This is a genomic window from Sulfurovum aggregans (assembly GCF_055385215.1).
Genome location: NZ_AP042387.1, coordinates 225,014 through 245,369, shown reverse-complemented (window position 1 = coordinate 245,369; position 20,356 = coordinate 225,014). Strand labels below are relative to the sequence as shown.

Here is a 20,356-nt window from a genome sequence, read left to right as displayed (position 1 = left end):
ACTGTCACTAAGAGACTTTATGAGTATCTTCTATTTTGAGATACCCTTAATTATTTTATAAGCTATCTATTGTATAGTGTCAAAAATATTTCAAAGGAAACATTATGGATATAAATAAAATAAGAAAATTTTGTCGTACTTTTAGAATAGCTCTTGGTTCAGCACTTATCGGTTATGGTATCTACTCAGGTAATGCATGGTTCTATTTAGGTGTTATCCCGCTTGTTGCAGGACTTTCAAATTTCTGTCCGCTTTGCATTATCACTAAAAAATGTGATGTGCCGGTTAAATAATCTACATTAAGCGGGGAGTATCCCCCCTTGATTTTCCTTAAACTTTTTTTCGTATACCTTTATTCAATAAATTCAAGTATAATGCCATAAATCAATTAATATCATAAGAGGGGGGAACAGTATGGACAAACTTACAGAATATTTAAATGCACATCCACATGATGAACTGCATCCCTCCGAGATAGCCAAGCTTCTTAAAGATCTGGATGAGAAAAGTTTTAACGAAGCTGTACAGTCTATTCCTAAAGAACTTATTGCAGATGTAGCACTTGAGCTTCCGGACAGATATTTTGAAGATGTTGTTGAATCCTTTACGCCTCAGGAACTTGCGGAATCTGTTGCAGAACTTGAATCTGATGACCAGACAGACTTTATCCAGGAACTTGAAGAAGTTGACCATAATATCGCAAAGGCGGTATTTAACCAGCTGCATAAAGATGACCAGGCAGATATTATACAGCTCAAACAGTATAATGAAGACGAAGCCGGGGCATATATGCAGGTTGAAGTCTATACTGCCAATCTGCATCATACTGTACATGATGTCATCAAAGAGTTTGCAGAACTCAGAAGAAAAGATGAACTGGAGAACGTCAATTATCTTTTTGTAACAGATGAAAATAATATTTTACGCTACGGTATAGGTCTGGATAATCTTCTTGTGTTTGATTTTGATAAAACACTGCAGGAGAATATTGAAGAAAATCCTGAAAAATATAAACCTGTTGTCGGACATGACCATGATGATATTCGTGATGTTGTCCAAAAATTCCAGGAGTATGACTTAAGTTCAATGCCTATTGTCAATGACGACGGCGTATTACTCGGTCGTATCACTTCAGATGATATTTATGATATTATGAATGAACATGCAACGGACCAAATATATAACCTGGCCGGGGTAAATGATGCTGCTGAAGAAGATTATGATCTTCTAAAAGCGGGAAAGTCAAGAGCAGTTTGGTTAGGTATTAACCTTATTACGGCTATTGCTGCGTCATTGGTCATAGGTATATTTGAAAGTACCCTGCAGAGTTATGTAGCTTTAGCGGTATTGATGCCTATTGTCGCATCAATGGGCGGAAATGCAGGGACACAGAGTCTTACGGTCGTTGTACGTCAGCTTGCACTGGGTGACATCGCAAAACATGATGCCTTCAGGACCATTAAAAAAGAGGTGATCCTTTCTCTTGCAAATGGATTTATTTTTGCTATAATCATAGGCATTATAGCTTCTATGTGGTTTGATAAAGGGATGTTGGGTGTGGTGATAGCACTTTCCATGATCATTAATCTGCTGAGTGCAGGATTTTTTGGTTCCATGATCCCTTTGCTGCTCAAAAAGTTGGATATTGATCCGGCTATCGGAAGCACAGTGATACTTACAACGATCACAGACGTAGTAGGTTTCTTTAGTTTTTTAGGTCTGGCGACCGTTATTTTATTGTAAATTTCATTATAAGGATTTTTTTATTTAAATGGACTTGTTAATTTTATATTTTTTAGCTGCAGTGATAATCTCATTTATCTGTTCTGTATTGGAGTCTGTGTTGCTTTCTGTCAATATGCCTTATATTTCAGTATTGGAAAAGGACCGGCCAAATGTAGGAAGACTTCTTAAAGCACATAAAACCAACATCCATAAATCTATTGCTTCAATACTTATTTTAAATACTATTGCAAATACACTTGGTGCAGCTGCAGTCGGAGCACAGGCTGAAAGTATTTATGGTACAGGTGCTGTTTTTTATGTTTCTATTATTCTGACTTTCGCTATTTTGTTTCTTTCAGAGATCATTCCCAAGACTATCGGGGCGGTCTATTGGAAATCTCTGGCGCCTGTTGCAGCGTATTTCATACAGTTCTTTATATGGATCACCTATCCCATAATACTTATGACCTTGTTCTTGACGAACCGTATCAAGAAAGATGATGAAGGGATGAGCCTTACAAAAGAAGAACTGATAGAGAGTACACTTATGAGTGAAGGTGAGGGAGTGCTTGATGAGCAGGAATCTGATGTTATTGAAAATATCCTGCTCCTGGATAAGATAAAAATTCATGAGATCCTTACTCCCCGGACTGTTGTATTTGCTTTGGACGGTAACCGTACCATTAAGGATATTGTCGAGAATGAACCGGCGATCTTCAAATTTTCAAGAGTACCTGTCTTTGATGGGAATCTTGAAAATATTACAGGTATAGTCATGACGAAGAAGATATTTAAACAAGCACTTGAAGATGACAGTGTCATGCTTAAAAGTATAGAAAAAAATATTTTCAAGATCAACGAGAATATCCCTGTTTCCATGGCACTCGATCTGTTCATCAAGAAAAAAGAGCATATGTTCCTGGTACTTGACTCCTATGACCAGACTGAAGGTATTGTTACTCTCGAAGATTGTGTAGAGACCATTTTGGGGGTTGAAATAGTAGATGAGAGTGACAGTGATGCAGATATGCGTGAAGTGGCAAAACGTAAGATGCGTCTTAAGCGAAGACTTGAAAATACTGAGTTTACACTAGATTGATGTCATTAGAAACATTAGGACTTTCTCCGGAAATATTAAAGGCCCTTAAAGAGAAAGGGTATGAAAGTGCTACACCCATACAAAAGGTACTTATCCCTGCGATGTTCACCCATCGTGATATCATGGCAGGGGCACAGACGGGTACAGGGAAGACAGCAGGATTCTCTTTACCTATACTTCAGGAATTAACCAAAAGATTCAAAGATGGACAACATTATCCCAAAGCAGTTATTTTGGTACCGACGCGTGAATTGGCGAAACAGGTACATGAGAGCATTGAAACATATGGCAAATATCTGCCTTTAAAAAGTATGGTACTGTATGGCGGTTCGAATCTTACAGCACAGGCCAACAGACTCAAAGCAGGTGTAGATATCATCGTAGCTACCAGTGGGCGGCTTTTGGAGCATATAGGACAAAAGAACGTTAACCTTGAAAGTGTAGACTACCTGGTTCTGGATGAAGCCGATACTATTTTGGATATGGGTTTTGTACATGAAGTAAGCAAAATACTCCAGCATTTGCCACAGAGACGACAAAATATATTTATTTCAGCAACACTTTCCGGTTCTGTAAAACGATTGGCAGAACAGATACTTCATAGACCGAAACTCATAGAAGTGGATAGTATGGGAACTTCTGCACATTCCGTAGAACAGGTTGTCTATCCTGTTGAAAAAGAGAAGAAAAGTGAATTGCTTTCCTATCTTATAGGCTCACGCAATTATAAACAGGTACTTGTTTTTATCCGTAAAAAGGAACTTGCCGATGAAGTAGCCAAAGAACTCAATCTCTCCGGACTTAAAACCTCTGTGATACACGGTGACAGGAGTTCCGGTGAACGCAGTCGTGCTCTGGAAGGTTTTAGAGAAGGGAAAGTACGTGTACTTGTTGCTACAGACATTGCAGCACGCGGTTTGGATATACCTGCATTGGAAGTGGTAATAAATTATGATATCCCTCATGTGACAGGAGATTATATCCATCGCATAGGCCGAACCGGCCGGGCAGGAGCCAAAGGTTTGGCTATCACACTTATCTCACCTTCTGAAACGGCAGCATTGAAGGATGTGGAACGTCTGCTTGGCAAGGCTATTCCTCAGGAGGAACTTGAAGGTTATGCTCCCAAAGTAACAGTCAAACAAAGAGGTGCGAGAAAAACAACGGACCATAAAAAAAAGACCCATGGTGCTTTTGGCAAAAAGAAAAAGAGCAGCGGTGCCCCTACAAAAAAGAAACGTAAAACTACAAAGCGTGACGGTTTTAAAGCATTTGATGCAGCAAAACCGAAAGATGAGAAGAAAAATAAAAAGGGAAGAGGCAGACGTTAGCAGTAAAAGTACTCATTTAACAATAGATTTAAGTTATACCAGTATAATTCAGGATTATTAAAATAATGATCTATGGAGCTATCATGAAACAGGTTCTTACACTTTTTTTATTGACATATGCAGTATATGCGAATCCTGTATTCGAACCCAGTGAGACCTGTAAAGAATGTCATCCTTCCATCTATAAAGAATTTACGTCAACACAACATGCTAAAGCATCTATTTTTGATGATGAGATCCATGCTGCTGTCTGGAAGAAACATCCTAAAAATACAAAACTTGAGTCTTATGCATGTGCCAAGTGCCATACCCCGGCTGCTTCAAATATTGATGCCTTGGTCCAGGCCGGCAATGGCGTAGTTCCTGATGCGGATAACAGTACACAGAGGGAGGGAGTATCCTGTGCTTATTGTCACAGGATAGAATCTATAAAACACGACAGAATGATGAATATCAATGTGATCTCGAAAGAGGAAAAATCTTATTTCGGTTCATTAAAAGAGCATATCGAGTCTCCTTTTCATAAGATCAAAACAAACAGTGCCCATTTTAACAATGGTAATGTCTGTATAGGTTGTCATTCACATAAGAAAAACAAATTTGATATGAATGTTTGTTCGACCAATATAAACAATGAGCTGGAAAAAGCCAACTGTGTAAGCTGCCATATGCCAAAGGTAAAAGGAAGTATCTCTACACTTCATGAGACAAAAGAGCATACATTCCACGGATTCCCGGGGACACATTCTCATCAGGATATGCTTGGTCAGTATGTGGATATTGAACTCAAAGAGAAAGCCAAGACATTTGATGTGATCATTAACAATAAAAGTTCTCATGCTTTATCCTTGCATCCTATGCGTGTAATGCAGGTAAGAACCAGGATAACAAGAGAGGGGAAAACAATTGAACTGCCAAATAGGAATTTTGCAAGAGTCATTGGTGCAAATGGCAAACCGACACCTCCCTGGCTTGCAAAAGAGGTAGTAAAGGATACATCAGTAAAAGGCAATGAAAAAAGAGTTCTAAGCTACAACCATACGTTACAAAAAGGTGATAAAGTTGAAGTGGCGATCGGATATTATCTGGTCAATCCCAAAATGCTAAAAGGGTTGGGCTTGGAAAAGAGTGAAGCAGCAACCAGATTTCATCTCTTTAAAACAAAAAGTTTTGAGATCAAAAAATAATTAAAATAATAAAAAGGAAATAAAATGGCAGTACCTGAAGATGTAGGATGTAGTAACGAAAGTTGTGTAGAAGCACCAAATTGTCAAAGAACAGTGATCTATGAAAACGGCACGGCAAGAGAAGTAAAAAGTTTTGGTGGAACACCAGATAAAGGCTGTGGTAAATTCCTTCCCAAAAAAGAAAAATAATTAAGAGAGTGTTTAAACTTCTGTGTCAGCCATAATTTGCTAACATAAAAGGTGCTTCTGTATTAGCAATGTACAGACAATAGTAATTGCTCATATAGATCTTTTTTATGATGTCTTCTTGATTTTTGAAAAAAAATAGAGAGATTTCCCCACTTACTTCTCTAAGACTGTATTCTGATAATAATATCCCGCTTTTTTTCACTTTACCAAGTCTTCCTTCTCCATCCCCTTTTGGGATTTCTTTATTGAAACACAAGTTTTAAATCTTTCATAAACTTTTTTTAATTTTTAGAGATAACATATTTTGTGTAAATTTTTAATCTGATGCATCACAGAAAGTTAGCAGTAAATCTAAACGAATTTATATAATAAATTAATCTTAACAGTTATTTAACACTACTCCAGTAAAATTTATGCCAAATTAATAACAAGGACTGAAAATGGGAAATAAAATTTTATTGGGTGCAGTACTTCTTTGCTCCCTTGCTATAGCAGAGGAAGTAGAATTGGAAACAATACTTGTAGAGTCATCTACGATTGAAGGAATTGCAGCAGATGCAAAAACAGAAGCTTCTACTGTAAATGTAATAGATGAAAAGATGATTGAAGAGATTAACCCAAAAAATATTAATGAACTTTTACAGACAGTTCCAGGTATTACAGCTGATGTAAGAAGTGATGTGGTTGAGATACATATAAGAGGAATTAATCAGCAAGAATTTATGGGAGAAGATACAGGGGTGGCAGTTATCATTGATGGGGTGCCCGTACTTCAAGTAGGAGGAAAGGTAAGGGGAATCAATATTAATGAAATAGCATCTATTAAAGTAATTAAAGGAAGTGCAAGTTATCTTTATGGTAGTAATGCAACTGCCGGGGCTATTGTTATTACAACCAAAAAAAATAAACTTAAAAATGGTGGTGAGATAAGTGTTGAAGGTGGCAGTTATGATTATCAAAATTATAAAGCAAAATTTTTCCAAAATACGGATAAATATTCGTATGACCTGTTTGCCGGTTATCAATATGAAGATGGGTATTGGGATCAGACAGAAAATGATACAAAAACAGCAAGTGGAAAAGTTACATATTATATAGATGATACAAGCGATATAACCTTTAGTACAGATTTGACAGAAAAATATCAAGAGACAACAAGAGGCAGTGTAACAGGTGTAACTGAGGCAGAATCAAATCCGACTGGTGCTGATGATGGTGATTGGGCTTGGAGTAAAGATTATAATTCTGAAATTTATAAATATTTTATAACATATAATAAAGAATTTGATAATGGAGGAAGCTTAAAAGTAAATACTTACTATTACAAGGATTTATACAACTATATCTCCTCTCCTCAAGATACGGATGGTGATGGTGATGATGATGCTTATACAAGAACAAGTGATGATGATATAGAGCAGTACGGTATAAAAACAGAGTACAGAAAGAGTATGGGAAGATTGGCATATATGTTAGGAATGGATATTGGGAAAAGAGACTATTCTGAGTATGATGAAACAACAACAGAATATTCATCTTATGATTGGAGAACCCATTCCTATGTTATAAGATATGTAGGTGAAAATACTTTAGAAGAGTCAATTGAGGATAAATATGCTGTCTATGCAGAGGGAAAATATGAAGTAACAGATAAATTGACTGCTATATTTAATATTAGATATGATTATAATAAATATGAAGTAACAGAGTATGAACATGATTATAATGGTACAGATTGGAGTGATACAGTAACAAGTGATAGTGAAAGTTTTACAAATATTACTTATAGAATAGGTACTACGTATACTTTATCAGAAAATAAAACACTTTTTGCAAATATTTCAACAGGATTTAGAAATCCGAGTGTATCCCAATTAGATGATAATCCGGATCTTGATATACAAACTTCTGTTAACTATGAAGTTGGTCTTAGAGGGAAATTTTCAAATAATATTTTTTATGAAGCAAGTGCATTTATCACAGATACAAAAGATATTATTTCTAAAGCAGATGGTACTTATAATTGGGATAGTGAATATTATGATAATGTAGGAGATTCTAGAAACCAAGGTTTTGAACTCACTTTAAAAAGTGATACAAATAAACAATTTTCATTTAACCTCTCTTATACTTATTTAGATGCATATTATAAATCGCATGATCCATTTATTGTTGTTTTGGATACTCATGATGAAACATATGACATAACAGATAATAAACTTCCAAGGGTACCACATAATAAATTAGATCTTATCGTAAATTATAAACCAACGGAGCAATGGAAGTTTATGACTGAATTTTATGCACAGTCAAGTTATTATGCAGATGAGACTAATTTAGTTGAGATGCCGGGATATGGGAAAGTTAATTTTAAAGCTACTTATAATCCTACAAAAAATTTGGAGTTGTTTGCACAAGTAGATAATGTATTGGACAGACAATACTATAGAACGGTTTACCTTTTCAGTGACAGAAATGATGATGATATACTAGATGCAGAAGATGCAAGTATCACGGTAGATCCTGGCAGAGTATTCTATATGGGCCTTAAGTATAAGTTTTAAGTTTTTTAAATGTTGGAGAATGCGACATATATAAGTATTTTTCTCATGGGAATTGCATATGGGTCGACCGCATGTATGTTCTCATGTGCACCAATGTTGATGCCTCTGCTGATCAGAAACTCCTCTACATTGAGTAGATCAATGCGTGTAGTGGGTATTTTTAGTATGGGTAGAATATTCTCCTATACATTGATTTCTATTTTGGCATCTGTAGCTTCTTTTTCTGTTAAAGAGGTATTGAATAATCCTGAGATAACACAGCCTCTGATGGGTTTAATAATGGTTTTTAGTGCAGTCTATCTTATCTATCAACAGTTTTTCCCTGCAACTGTTCATAAGTGTGGAGTAAAGTATTATACTAAAAGAAGAGACAGGTTGAGTACAAGCAGCTATTTTGTTATGGGAGCAATGCTATCTTTAAGTCTTTGTGCACCTTTACTTTCACTGGTTGCAGTAAGTGCTGCAAGTTCATCGATATTAAGGGCATCACTGTATGGCCTTATGTTTGGACTGGGGACAGTTTTGGTTTCTTTAATATTATATGGCTTTATTTTTGCCACTATTGCAAAAGGGCTTCTTATACAATTCAATCGTCAAAAAAGATGGATAGAACTGATAGCTTCATTTTTATTGTTATTCGCAGGGATCATGGTGATATCAGGTAGATTAAAACTATAAATAAAGGATGGTTATATGGTTAACTTTATAAAGAGAGAGGACAGAGATCTTTTTAAAAATAGTTTTTTTAGATTTATCTTTAAAAATAAGCGTTTTATTTTTTTTCTTAGGATAGCGGTTACAGTATTGTTCTTCTATGCTGTCTTTATGGGATTTTATGATAGTTCTAAAGATAATATTTTTACAACGGCACTGTTTTGGGGGCTCTTTTGGCCCTTTTTTATTGTTACTACACTTCCGACATTCGGTCGTATATTTTGCGGTATCTGCCCTCATGGATTTTTAGGTAGATATATTACAAATATCGGATTGAAAAAGAAGATGCCAAAATGGATGCAGAATCGATTTATAGGGGTAATGCTGCTTGTCATTGGCTGGTGGAGTATCTATTATATGTTCCCGGGAATCTACCGTACACCATTTGGTACGGCGATGCTCTTTACTGTTATGACACTGCTTGCTTTTATACTCTATTTTCTCTATAAAGATATGAGTTATTGTAAATATATTTGTCCAATAGGTACAGCATTAAGAGGTTTTGGAAAACTCTCTTTTACTTCATTTGGTACATACGGTTCAGCCTGTAGCAGCTGTAAAAGTTTTGAGTGTGCTAAAAGCTGTCCTTACGGTCTAAGCCCATTTAATTTTGAAAAGAAGCACTCAATGGATGACTGTACGCTCTGTATGGAGTGTACAGACTCCTGTGAAGCAGTACACTTCAAATTTGTTAAGCCGGGACATACTATCTATCAAAAGTTCAAAACAGTTAAAGCAGAGGTGTGGGTCTATATTTTAATATTGGCAGCGATCCCTATCTCTATGGCATTTAGCCATGGACTTGGAAGAAGTAAGGTTGCAGATGAGATGATCTGGACAAAAACAGCAGCATTTTTTCAGACTTTTATTGATTTTGGTTCTATGAATGCTGTAGGTCTTTTTGCTTTTCTCTATGCAGTTTTATTTAGTGTATTGGCAGCGACCATAGGTATGTTCATCGCATCAAAGATCTTAAAAAAGGACTACAGTACAGTATTTTATACACTGGGGTATGCTTTTGCTCCACTGTTTATTTTAGGATCCATGGCACATGCCTGGGAGTTCTTCTTTACTTCAAATTCTGCACGTATCGTAGAGGGATTTGCATGGGGGTTCGGTATGGATATTGATGTGGATCCTTTGGCAAAACGTGGAGATAAGTGGTTGGAAGTATTTCATATTTTCCGATGGGTCGCTGTGGTTTGGGCTTTTTATATACTCTATCGCCGTATGGCACATATCAAAGCTACAAAAATAAGAAAGTTGTTTGCGTATCCGTTTGCAGGATTGTTGATATTCTTTTTTATAGGTGTCAATAGCTACAGAAGTTATATACTTGATACCTATGGACGTGCAGAGCGTTCCCATGCTGGACACAGTATGCGTAGTGGCACACTTTTTCAAAGTGTCAAACCAGACAAAGCGATCTTGTTGCAAAAAGGAAAAAATGCTTCTTCCTGTGTTGTTTGCGGTATGAAACTCCCTATGTTTTATAAGACAAATCATGCAGCACTGTTTCACGGGAGAGAGAGACAATACTGTTCTATCCACTGTCTGGCAGAAGAGAAGAATATAAAGAAGATGAAACTCAAACAGATTCAGGTGGTTGATACAAACACATTAGAATTTATTGATGCCAAAAAAGCCTTTTATGTTGTCGGCAGTACAAAAAATGCAACCATGAGCAAAGTGAGTAAATATGCTTTTGCACAAGAAAAAGATGCACAAGCGTTTGCAAAAGTATTTCATGGAGAGGTTGTCGGTTTTTCTGAAGCACTCAATGTAGCCATGAAAGATTTCATGGGTATGAAAATTTCAAGGACGGTTCATGGTGGCATACCTATCTATTTTACCAATAAAAAACCTTCGGTAAAAAAAGGACATGTGGGGCATAGCGGTATGGGAGGGATGATGCACAGAAGAGACCCAAATCGTGTACCAAGTAGAAAAGTGTGGCTGGTGACCGGTAGTGTAACACATCCATTATGTGTAGAGAATACACAAGGAAGATTCTATCTCACCGATGTAACGAATGAAGTTTCTGTTCCTAAAGTAAAGAGCAGAGGGGGTTGCAGTGCTGTTAGTTTTGAGATGCCCAAAAGCGGATACTATAAGGTCTACTATATAGCGGAGGATGAACAGAGTGTCAATGTATCCAAATATGAGTTTAAACGCTTTGATCATAGCAGTGATGAGAAATATGACAAAGAGATGATGCGTGCCAAAACAATAGCAGAAGTACCTTTTGATATATTGAGAATACGTAGCAAAGATGAAACCTTCTATTCAAGACCAACTACAGGAGAAAAGCTTCAATTCAAAGTGCTCAAGGATCAAAAACCTCTTAAAGATGCACAGGTTATTTTAAATACACAGTTTGGATGGCAAAAACATGCTAAAACAGATAAAAATGGCTTAGTAAGCTTCAGACTGATAAAAGATTATTATCCGGATTGGGATAAATATAATAAGCGCTTTCGGGAAAAATATACGGTTACAGTACGCTATAAAGAGGTTGGAGGAAAAGTCTATACTGTGACAATGCAAGATGAGTTCAGACCTTCCAGATCTGAGTATCAGTCTTATGCTTACGGTATGCTGGTAACACTGTTGTTGCTGATCATTTTTGGAGGAGGTGTTTTCCTCTATCGTTATCGTGTATATAAACCCTTTAAAGAGGTGGTGATCAATGATGATGAATAGAGTTTTTCAAAAAATACAAAAGGCAGATATTCGTAAGTTTCGTTTTTGGATACAGCTTTTTTTCTTTATCCTTTTTGTTTATGGGGGCTATATAGCTATTGACTTTGGACGGGAGATCCCTGTTTTTTCATGTGGATATGATCGAGAAGCAGGGGGTGTATGTTACTTTATGTCCTTGCAACACCAATTGGCACGCCCTTGGGATAGACTTTTTAGCAGTGCAAGTTTAGGAGTATTGAGTGCCTTTGGTGTTTTTATCTTATGGTTTATTGTTTTTAACAAAGCATGGTGTGGCTATGCCTGCCCTTTGGGTACTATGCAGGACTGGATGACAGCTCTACGTAAAAGGCTGAGGATCCCCTACAGTACATACAGTGAAGGATCATTTAAATCCCTCAAAAAGATTAAATATATTTTTCTGGTCATTGTGATCATTTTTCCGCTGCTCATAGGGGCTGGACTGCTTGATCCTGAGTGGCGTGGTGGTTTCTGTAAAATGTGTCCGGGAAGGCTTATCACACCTATGATGGTAGGGGATTTTAGTCAATGGAGTATTGACTTTTCAAGCAAGACAGCTATTTTTCTTACAACGTTCGGTATTGCTTTTACCGTACTCTTCTTTGTAGGATCATTTATTAAAAAACGCTTTTTCTGTTTTTTCTGTCCTATGAGTGCCATGCACTATATTTTTAGTCCGTTCGCGCTGTTGAAACTTAAAAAAGATGGTGATAAATGTACAAAATGCGGAGACTGTTACAGGGTTTGTGATATGCAGATATGGGATATAGCAGATGATGTTAAGAGTAGGGATATCTTACGTGATGATTGTATTTTCTGTTTGAAGTGTGTGGCGGCCTGTCCCGAGGAGGATGCTTTGCAAGTCGATATTGTAAAGTGGGCTATTTTTAAATCTACAAAAGGTGGATTTGTAAAACGAATGGGATTTGAAGATGAAACAGAGTGAACAACCGGAAAAAGCCGTTAGAAGAGTGCGTAAGGTAGAGGATCCAAAGGCAAGACATCAGAGGCATGAGGCGATGGAGGCTTTAAAAATGTTGGATGCTTTGCGTCATGATTTTTCCAGCCCACTCAAGTCAATGGATTATTTTTATGAACTTTTTGAAAAAGTTTACTGTAAGAGAGAGAACGTACATTCAGGAAAACCGATGGTAGGTACACTCTGTATACAGATCCCTTATGAGATCATTTATGCGATGGATGCAGTTCCTGTACGTTTGTGTAACGGTTTTCATACCAATGAACAGAGTGGAGGGGAGTTTATGCCTGCAAAATCATGTTCTCTTGTTAAAGCAACGCTTGGCATGCTCAGGCAGGAGGAGATACCCGGAGTCGATAAGCTGGATTATCTTGTGCATCCCACCACGTGTGACCAGAAAACCAAATCGATCTCTATGGTAGAAGAGATGGGATATGATGTCTATCATATGGAGTTCCCCCGTGTGAAAGAGAGTGAGGAGAGTAGAGAGTATTGGAGACGTACAGTACGCAAGTTTACAAAAGACCTCTCCAAAGACCTTGGAAGAAAGATCAATCGCAGATCACTTAAATCTGCGATCGGAAAAGTGGGAAAGGCACAAGTTGCCTACCATCGTCTCAATGAACTGCGTAAGTTAAAGTCTGTTCCTATTTTGGGTAAAGATATTTTTTTAATTACCAATGCATTCTTTTTTGATGAGATAGAACGCTGGACAGAGATGACACTGGCAGTCTGTAGAGAAGCGGAAACAAAAGTAAAAAAGGGGATCAGTGCAACAGGAAAACGTTCACCGCGTATCCTTTATACAGGTTCACCTCCAGTTTTTCCAAACTTAAAATTACCGTATATGATAGAACAGGCCGATGGTGTGATCGTAGCAGATGAAAGCTGTTCTGCCAATAGGCTTTTTAATGATATGGTTTCTGTAGATGAGTGGTTTATGTATGATATGGTCGATGCTGTTGCAGATAGATATTTAAAAGGGTGTACTTGTCCTATCTTCACTAAGAATGATGACAGAAAAAGAAGATTGAAAGAGCTTATAGAGAGATATGATGTTGATGGAGTTGTTTACCAGTCTTTTGCAGGATGTCAAGTCTATGAGATGGAGCAAAGAAGTATTCAGCAGCAGATGGAAGAACTGGGTATTCCTATGCTTTATGTGGAGACAGATTACAGTCCGGGACAAGGTGGTCAGCTCTCTACACGGATAGAGGCATTTATGGAATCATTAAAAGTCAAACAGAGAAGAAAAAAAGAGGGATAGGAGAGAGTATGCCATATTACGCAGGAATTGATATTGGATCTACAGCGATTAAAATAGTGATTATAGATGAGGATGCCAATATTGTTGGACAAAAGGTATCCGGAAGTGGCAGTATGTTCTACAAATATGCAAAAGAGAGTCTTGTACAGCTGGTAAAAGATGTCGGTATTACCCTGAATGATATTGTCTATATCGTCTCGACCGGATATGGGCGTAAGCTTTTTAAAGAGGCAGATGAAACTATCAGTGAGATCACTGCCAATGCCTTTGGTGCAGTCAAGGCGGGTGAATCGTTTGGTACCATTCGCACGATCATTAACATTGGAGGTCAAGACTCCAAGGCCATAGGGTTGGATGAGCATGGACATGTCGTGAATTTTGCGATGAATGACCGTTGTGCTGCTGGTACAGGAAAGTTTTTGGATGTGGCTGCTGCAAAACTGGAAATAGATGTAGAGGAGCTTGGTGAGTGCCATTTTAATGCAAGTGGCACACCACTCTCTATCAATAGTACCTGTGCAGTATTTGCAGAATCGGAGATCATAGGTCTGTTGGGAAATGAGCATAGTAAGGAGGACATTGTTGCAGGTATCCATTTCTCTATTGCGAAACGTATTATTCGTTTAGCCAAGAAGGTAGGATTGAATGAAGTGATCTATTTTGATGGAGGGCCTGCACTCAATTCCGGATTGGTCGCTGCCATTGAAGATGAACTTGGATGTGAATTGGCGATTCCTGAATATCCACAGATCACTACTGCACTTGGAGCAGCTATGTTGGCAAAAGAGGGGTATCTTTATAGTGATTCCAAAGAGTTGGAAGAGTAAAGACCTTTTATATCTTCTACTATCATGTAGAGCGCAGGTACAATCAGCAGTGTGACAAATGTTGCAAAAAGTACTCCAAATCCAAGTGAGATCGCCATAGGTATCAAAAATACAGCTTGCTTGGATGTCTCGAATATCATAGGGATCAATCCTCCAAAAGTAGTGATAGTAGTAAGTAGAATAGGACGAAAACGCTGTATTGCTGCTTCACGTACAATTTTCAGGGTTTGGGTATCTTTTCTTCTCTTATATCGATTGGCAAAGTCTACAAGAATCAGTGCATCATTGACAACAATTCCACTAAGGGCAACAATACCGAACATACTGACCACACTCAGACTATAGCCCATAATGAGATGCCCAATAAGTGCCCCAATGATCCCAAAAGGAATACCGGCCATGACAATAAGAGGTTGCATATAGCTTCTAAACGGTATGGCAAGTAGTGCATAGATAGCAAATATCGCCATAATAAAGGTGGTTTTGAGTGTACCGAAGCTATCTCTTATCTCTGTCTGATCCCCTTCAAAACTGTAGCTAAGACCAGGAAACTGTTTTTGCAGTTTGGGTAAAAAAGAGGATTGGAGATCGTTCATGATCTCCAAGGCTTTACTTCTTGGTCGGATATTGGCTTCAACCTGTATAACACGTCTGCTATTGACTCTTGTGATCTCCGTATAGGCATGCCCCCATTTCAATTCTACAAGGTCTAGAAGAGAAACCTCTTTATTCTCTTTGGTGAAGAGACGCAACTCATAGAGTGTCTGAAGTGACTCTCTTTGAACTTTTGGCAATTTGACCATAACTTTGATCTCATCATTCTCAACCAAGATACGCTGGGATTCTGATCCATAGAATGCTGCCCTTACTTCTCTGGCAATACTTTTTGCATCAAATCCAAGCGCATAGGCAGTAGGTTTGAGTTTGAAATTTATTTGTGATTTTCCCTCTTCAAATCCATCGGTGATATCATAAAGTCTTGGATATTTGTGCAACTCCTTGGCAATAAGCGCACTGGCTTGTTTGAGGACTTCCAATCGATTATGACTGATTTCAAGTGAAATTGCCGAGCCATGACCGGGCCCTGCTGCATACGCAGAGAAGCGTAACAGTTCTGCCCCGGGAATCTCTCCTGTTTTCTTACGCCATGCTTCTACAAAATCCGCATTGGAGAGAAGTCTTTCACGTATGGATGCAGGAGGAAGATAAATACGTATGAGCCCTTCATGTGTACCTTCCCTACCTAAACGGGCATAGATGCCTTTAACATAAGTATCCAGCCTTTTTTCCTTTTCTACACTATAGGCAGCATCAACGATTTTTTGAACCATTCTTTTAGTTACCTCTGCCGGTGTACCAAATGGCATCTTGATCATAGCCTGAGCATAGTCAGAGGGGGTACGTGGAAAGATCTGCATACCCATTCTCCCACTCATTGCATAACTGATCGTCAGGATCAACAGGGAGAGAGATATCAAAACAAGTGCATAGCGATGTTTAAGTGAAAAGGTTAAAAATGGACCAAAACTAAAACGTACCCATGCCCTAAAGCTTCGACTGAATTTTTGCTGGTATTGGTGTATTCCATGTAAAAGAGGGGTTTTTACCCTTTTTTTTACATTTGCCAGATGTGAGGGAAGAATAAAGAGAGACTCTATCCATGAAACAATAAAAATAGTGATTACGACTACAGGAATCACTTGAAATATCTTGCCTGTGGTACCAGGAATGAAGTAGATAGGCATAAAAGCAACTATATTGGTCAAAATAGCAAAAGAAACAGGAACAGCCATCTCCTTTGTCCCTTTGATTGCAGCAGAAAGGGGAGAGTACCCCCGTTCTCTATAGTGATAGATATTCTCTCCCACGACAATTGCATCATCTACAACAATACCTAAAGCGATGATAAAGGCAAAGAGTGACACCATACTGATGGAGACATCCATAAAAGGGAAAAGAAAGAACGCTCCCATAAATGAGATAGGTATACCCATCATGATCCAAAAAGCAAGCCGTATCTCCAAGAAAAGAGAGAGTGCTACAAGAACGATCAAGAGTCCTATGGCACTGTTTTTTAGAAGCAGTTTTACTCTTTCCTCAAACACTTCTGCCTGATTGGTGAGGATCTGTAAATGCACAGAGGGAGGGAGTTCCTGATTGTATGCTTCTATGGCTTGCGTAACGATATTTGAGATGGCGATAGGTGATGTCTCCTGCGGATTACGAATGGCAATGCGTAGCGCGGGTTTTCCGTTAAAGAGAGCAAAATAGTTTTCATCTTCAAAATTTTTACGTATCTTCGCAATATCTTCAAGCCTGATGATACTTCCTGTGGCGGTTGTAATAATAGGGACTTTTTTAAAATATTCAAGAGACTCTCTTCTTTGATTGAGTTTTACCAGTATCTCCTGATTGGATGTTTTGATGCTCCCGGCAGGGAGATCCAAAGAGTCTGTATTGATACGTTGTGCAACATCTTCAAGAGAGAGATGGTGTTTTTGAAGCATGGCTTGATCGATCTCAATACTGTATTGGAGTGTAGATACACCATAAAGATCGACTTGTGAGATCTCTTTATGTTGGAGTAAACGATGTTTGAATCTGTTGGCAAGTGCATAGAGGCCTACTCTGTCAAGATCCCCGTAAAGTACCAGAGCCATGGTCTGTCTCTCATAGTTCCTTAGGGTCACTTTCGGACGTTCTATATCTGAAGGAAAGGTGCGGATACGGTTGATCGCATTTTGAAGATCGGTCTGAAGTAGTTCAAGGTCATACCCTTTGCGTGCTTCTACATTCACACTTCCACTGCCTTCTGTTGCTTGAGATGTGATCTTTTTTATCCCTGATATACCTCTTGTTGCCTCCTCTACAGGCCTGATCACCCCATTTTCAATCTCTTCTGGGCTGGCTCCGGGGTAGGCAACACTTACACGTACGATATCGTGTTCAAAATCGGGGTAGACCTCTTGCCGGAGATGGTTCATCATGAGAAGTCCACCGATAAGTGCAACAATCATGAGAAGGTTTGCTGCGACCTTATGTGCAGCCATCCATGCAATAGGGCCACCTTCAAAACGTTCCATTGGTTTCATTTTTTATCTCTTTTTTGCCACTTTTTTTTGAATGATGCAGATGGTTTTCTGTCTATTTTACTCTGTGTACGTAAAGGCATTCCCTCTATAGGTGTCTCAAGGAATGTAGTAATAAGAGATTCATTGGCTTTAAGTGTCTTGGCAGGAAGATAAACATATTTTTCATCCTGCCATACTTTTGTTACTTTCTGTATATGCAGTGTATGATTTTCCTGCAGTATCCAGACTGTATCATTATGATGCAGGACATTGAGCGGAATCCTTAAGACATTACACATTCTTTTCCCTTCAATGTCAATAGATACAAAGCCATTTAAAAGTAGTGGTTTTTGATGTTTCTGATGGGTTGTAAGCAGTAGAGGATCATTAACACGAATGAGCAGGTATGCCATTTTACTCTTTTCATCCAGCACCTTTTCTATACTTTGAACCTTTCCGTTCAAAGAGAGGGTATTCTGATCCCAAAAATCATGACGAATAGTTGCATTTGAACCGTTTTTTGCATTGTAGTTTGGTATATCGATCCCCTTTAGCTTTGCAGGAGAGAGAGCAACTTTGATCCAGAATGCTTCAGTCTTTGCCAAAGTCGCCAAAGTCTTTGAACTGCTTACCGTATCGCCAGCAGCAACTGCCACATCTAGTACAACAGCATCGAACGGAGCATAGATTTTACATCTTTTTAGGTCACTTTTTGCTTTTTCATAAGATGCTTCCTGTGATTTTAGATTTGCTTTAGCAGCTTTTATATGTGGGTAACGTAACAGATACTCTTTTTGTTCTGGTGTTACATTTTGTTTGAAAATGGAAAAGTCATATTGTGCACTTTTTTGGTTTTCAAGCTCTGTTTGCAGTGTCAGTTTAGCATTGGCAACACTTGCTTCCTTCTCCTTTAAGATAAGTTCATAATCTGTAGGATCAAGCGTCACAAGAAGTTCACCTTTTTTAACGATGCTTCCAGGAATAAGATCTTTTGAAAGTGTAATGATCTGTGATGAGACGCGAGATGCAAGTGTCTGTGAACGGTAGGGGATAACGGTTCCATAACTTTTAATATGGGCAGATATATCTACAGGCTTTAGATAAATAACTTCTACTAATGTGGTTTCATTTTTGATTTCTCCAGCCATTCTGTGCTTATATGCTTTGGGTCTGTCATTCAGCCACTGATAGGAGAAATAGAGAGCAATAGATAAAATAAGCAATGTAAGCAGTATAGAGAGCAGCATTCCTGGGATATTTTTCTTTTTTGTAAGATTCACTTTTTCCCCTCTTGTTGAATTATTGACCATCCTGATGCAGTGACTCTTGTGAGTGTTATATAGGCCTCTATCAATTTTAGACGTGTAGAAATCTCTCTCTCTTTTGTAGCCCTTAAAGCTGATTTTGCATCAAGATAGCGTTTAAAGTCTTCTGTACCATGTAAGTAACTCATATGATAGGCGTACTCTTTTTCCTGATCTATTTTAAGTTGTTTTTTAATAATCGTATGAAGCTGTTTCTGTGTCTGGAGTGCTTTAAGTGCATCACTGACCTCAATTGAAGCTTTAAGAAGAAGCTTTTTGAACTGTAAAAGTGAAGCTTTGCGTTTTTCTATGGCAAGGTTGGCATCATTTTCCAATCTGCCAGCATCAAATATAGGAGTAAGAAGAGAACTGCTTAAGGTAAGATACCACTCTTCAAAAAGTTGACTAAGTTTTGTATTTTTAAAAGAGCTATTGATAGAAAAATGTGGGTATTGTGCAGATACAGCTGCTGCACTAAGGGTATCCTCTGTTTTAAGTGCTTCATATGCTGCACGAATATCAGGCCTTTTAAAGAGTACTCTTGCAGGGATTTTTAAAGCTGTTTTAGGGAGTTTTTTGGGTAGCTTCTTAATTGGTTTAAGTAAAAAGGTTTCATACTTTTTACCCATAAAAAGATTCAGGACATTTTTATAACTGTGTATTTGATATTCCAATGTGATCAGTTCAGATTCTATCTGTTTTATCTCACTTTGTTGAGAGAGTATATCTACCTGTTTTGCTTTTTGAAAAAGGTAATGTTTTTTAAGTAAAGATATTTCATCCTTGGCAAGTTTAAGTCTCTCTCTTAAAAGTGTTTTACTCTCTTCAAGGTAAGCAAGTGTATACCAGGTAGTCACAAAGTCACAACTTAGAGTAATATAGATCGTCTGATAATCAAACTGTTTTTCCCTATAGGTATGGAGAGTTGCATTACTCAATGTATGGATATGGTCCCAGAGGTCAAGTTCATAACTTGCCTGTAGAGAAAAAGAGCTTTCATCTTTATAAAAAACATCTTTAGCTGTATGGTCAATAGAATGTGATGATCCTAAAGAGAGATCTGCTTTAGGAAAGAGGGAGGCCTTTGAACTGATAAGGGCATACTTGGCTTGTTTAATAGTACTTTTGGCAGTAAGCAGATCTAAATTATCTTCTAGAGCTGTTTGTAAAGCATGATTAAGGTGAGGATCATGAAAGTGTTTCCACCACTGCATCACTTCAGTTGAAAGCTGGAAAGATATCTCTTTGGATATTTCATCTTTTTTTAAAGGTTTGTATGTGGCACAGCTTGACAGAAGAAACAAAGAAAAGAGTAGTGATAAAGGCAATAAAAAAGGCATTGACATCTCTTCATCCTTCTGTATAAATTTATATTACT

At 37.9% G+C, this 20,356-nt stretch carries 15 protein-coding genes; 12 read left to right on the top strand and 3 right to left on the bottom strand.

Annotated features, from left to right (window positions below; translation table 11 throughout):
- Window positions 1-104 precede the first annotated feature (104 nt).
- From ACZ48W_RS01160 to ACZ48W_RS01105, 12 genes are all read left to right on the top strand, one after another.
- A complete protein-coding gene (locus tag ACZ48W_RS01160; protein WP_464828986.1) occupies window positions 105-293 on the top strand; it encodes a YgaP family membrane protein in 189 nt (62 codons plus the stop codon).
- Window positions 294-414: 121 nt separating this feature from the next.
- Window positions 415-1,743, top strand: coding sequence for a magnesium transporter (gene mgtE, locus ACZ48W_RS01155; protein WP_464828984.1), 1,329 nt, complete (start codon window positions 415-417; stop codon window positions 1,741-1,743).
- 28 nt (window positions 1,744-1,771) lie between these two features.
- Window positions 1,772-2,824 (top strand): CNNM domain-containing protein, encoded by a 1,053-nt coding sequence (locus tag ACZ48W_RS01150; RefSeq protein WP_464828982.1) that lies wholly within the window; start codon window positions 1,772-1,774, stop codon window positions 2,822-2,824.
- Entirely contained in the window at window positions 2,824-4,155 is a 1,332-nt protein-coding gene (locus ACZ48W_RS01145) for a DEAD/DEAH box helicase (RefSeq protein WP_464828980.1), read from the top strand. Before ACZ48W_RS01150 ends, ACZ48W_RS01145 begins: the two co-directional genes overlap by 1 nt.
- An 83-nt stretch (window positions 4,156-4,238) precedes the next feature.
- The gene (locus ACZ48W_RS01140) at window positions 4,239-5,342 is read left to right on the top strand and encodes a multiheme c-type cytochrome (protein ID WP_464828977.1); all 1,104 of its coding nucleotides are present in this window, start codon (window positions 4,239-4,241) and stop codon (window positions 5,340-5,342) included.
- A gap of 24 nt (window positions 5,343-5,366) precedes the next feature.
- A complete protein-coding gene (locus ACZ48W_RS01135) occupies window positions 5,367-5,531 on the top strand; it encodes a hypothetical protein (protein ID WP_464828975.1) in 165 nt (54 codons plus the stop codon).
- 440 nt (window positions 5,532-5,971) lie between these two features.
- On the top strand, window positions 5,972-8,095 hold the full coding sequence (locus ACZ48W_RS01130) for a TonB-dependent receptor (RefSeq protein ID WP_464828973.1): 2,124 nt from the start codon (window positions 5,972-5,974) through the stop codon (window positions 8,093-8,095).
- Window positions 8,096-8,104: 9 nt separating this feature from the next.
- Complete coding sequence (locus ACZ48W_RS01125; protein WP_464828971.1) at window positions 8,105-8,773, top strand: urease accessory protein UreH domain-containing protein; 669 nt, start codon at window positions 8,105-8,107, stop codon at window positions 8,771-8,773.
- A gap of 15 nt (window positions 8,774-8,788) precedes the next feature.
- Window positions 8,789-11,512: a nitrous oxide reductase accessory protein NosL gene (locus ACZ48W_RS01120; RefSeq protein WP_464828969.1), complete on the top strand. Its 2,724-nt coding sequence runs from the start codon at window positions 8,789-8,791 to the stop codon at window positions 11,510-11,512.
- Entirely contained in the window at window positions 11,499-12,476 is a 978-nt protein-coding gene (locus ACZ48W_RS01115; protein WP_464828967.1) for a 4Fe-4S binding protein, read from the top strand. Before ACZ48W_RS01120 ends, ACZ48W_RS01115 begins: the two co-directional genes overlap by 14 nt.
- On the top strand, window positions 12,463-13,776 hold the full coding sequence (locus ACZ48W_RS01110) for a double-cubane-cluster-containing anaerobic reductase (RefSeq protein WP_464828965.1): 1,314 nt from the start codon (window positions 12,463-12,465) through the stop codon (window positions 13,774-13,776). Before ACZ48W_RS01115 ends, ACZ48W_RS01110 begins: the two co-directional genes overlap by 14 nt.
- 8 nt (window positions 13,777-13,784) lie before the next feature.
- Window positions 13,785-14,603 (top strand): acyl-CoA dehydratase activase, encoded by an 819-nt coding sequence (locus ACZ48W_RS01105; RefSeq protein WP_464828963.1) that lies wholly within the window; start codon window positions 13,785-13,787, stop codon window positions 14,601-14,603.
- On the opposite strand, the gene ACZ48W_RS01100 is transcribed toward ACZ48W_RS01105, so the two are convergent.
- The 3 genes from ACZ48W_RS01100 to ACZ48W_RS01090 are packed head-to-tail and all read right to left on the bottom strand — an operon-like array spanning window position 14,573 to window position 20,324.
- A complete protein-coding gene (locus ACZ48W_RS01100) occupies window positions 14,573-17,695 on the bottom strand; it encodes an efflux RND transporter permease subunit (RefSeq protein ID WP_464828961.1) in 3,123 nt (1,040 codons plus the stop codon). The two genes, ACZ48W_RS01105 and ACZ48W_RS01100, sit on opposite strands and share 31 nt — an antisense overlap.
- Complete coding sequence (locus ACZ48W_RS01095) at window positions 17,692-18,954, bottom strand: efflux RND transporter periplasmic adaptor subunit (RefSeq protein ID WP_464828958.1); 1,263 nt, start codon at window positions 18,952-18,954, stop codon at window positions 17,692-17,694. Before ACZ48W_RS01095 ends, ACZ48W_RS01100 begins: the two co-directional genes overlap by 4 nt.
- Window positions 18,951-20,324 carry a TolC family protein gene (locus ACZ48W_RS01090; protein WP_464828956.1) on the bottom strand — a complete coding sequence of 458 codons (1,374 nt, stop codon included), beginning with the start codon at window positions 20,322-20,324 and terminating at the stop codon, window positions 18,951-18,953. Before ACZ48W_RS01090 ends, ACZ48W_RS01095 begins: the two co-directional genes overlap by 4 nt.
- Window positions 20,325-20,356: the final 32 nt, after the last annotated feature.

Coding starts and splice junctions, on each gene's coding strand:
- ACZ48W_RS01115 (WP_464828967.1), top strand. CDS start 11,499: ATGATGATGAATAGAGTTTTTCAAAAAATACAAAAGGCAGATATTCGT.
- ACZ48W_RS01105 (WP_464828963.1), top strand. CDS start 13,785: ATGCCATATTACGCAGGAATTGATATTGGATCTACAGCGATTAAAATA.
- ACZ48W_RS01135 (WP_464828975.1), top strand. CDS start 5,367: ATGGCAGTACCTGAAGATGTAGGATGTAGTAACGAAAGTTGTGTAGAA.
- ACZ48W_RS01100 (WP_464828961.1), bottom strand. CDS start 17,695: ATGAAACCAATGGAACGTTTTGAAGGTGGCCCTATTGCATGGATGGCT.
- ACZ48W_RS01145 (WP_464828980.1), top strand. CDS start 2,824: ATGTCATTAGAAACATTAGGACTTTCTCCGGAAATATTAAAGGCCCTT.
- ACZ48W_RS01110 (WP_464828965.1), top strand. CDS start 12,463: ATGAAACAGAGTGAACAACCGGAAAAAGCCGTTAGAAGAGTGCGTAAG.
- ACZ48W_RS01130 (WP_464828973.1), top strand. CDS start 5,972: ATGGGAAATAAAATTTTATTGGGTGCAGTACTTCTTTGCTCCCTTGCT.
- mgtE (WP_464828984.1), top strand. CDS start 415: ATGGACAAACTTACAGAATATTTAAATGCACATCCACATGATGAACTG.
- ACZ48W_RS01120 (WP_464828969.1), top strand. CDS start 8,789: ATGGTTAACTTTATAAAGAGAGAGGACAGAGATCTTTTTAAAAATAGT.
- ACZ48W_RS01150 (WP_464828982.1), top strand. CDS start 1,772: ATGGACTTGTTAATTTTATATTTTTTAGCTGCAGTGATAATCTCATTT.
- ACZ48W_RS01090 (WP_464828956.1), bottom strand. CDS start 20,324: ATGTCAATGCCTTTTTTATTGCCTTTATCACTACTCTTTTCTTTGTTT.
- ACZ48W_RS01125 (WP_464828971.1), top strand. CDS start 8,105: ATGTTGGAGAATGCGACATATATAAGTATTTTTCTCATGGGAATTGCA.
- ACZ48W_RS01140 (WP_464828977.1), top strand. CDS start 4,239: ATGAAACAGGTTCTTACACTTTTTTTATTGACATATGCAGTATATGCG.
- ACZ48W_RS01160 (WP_464828986.1), top strand. CDS start 105: ATGGATATAAATAAAATAAGAAAATTTTGTCGTACTTTTAGAATAGCT.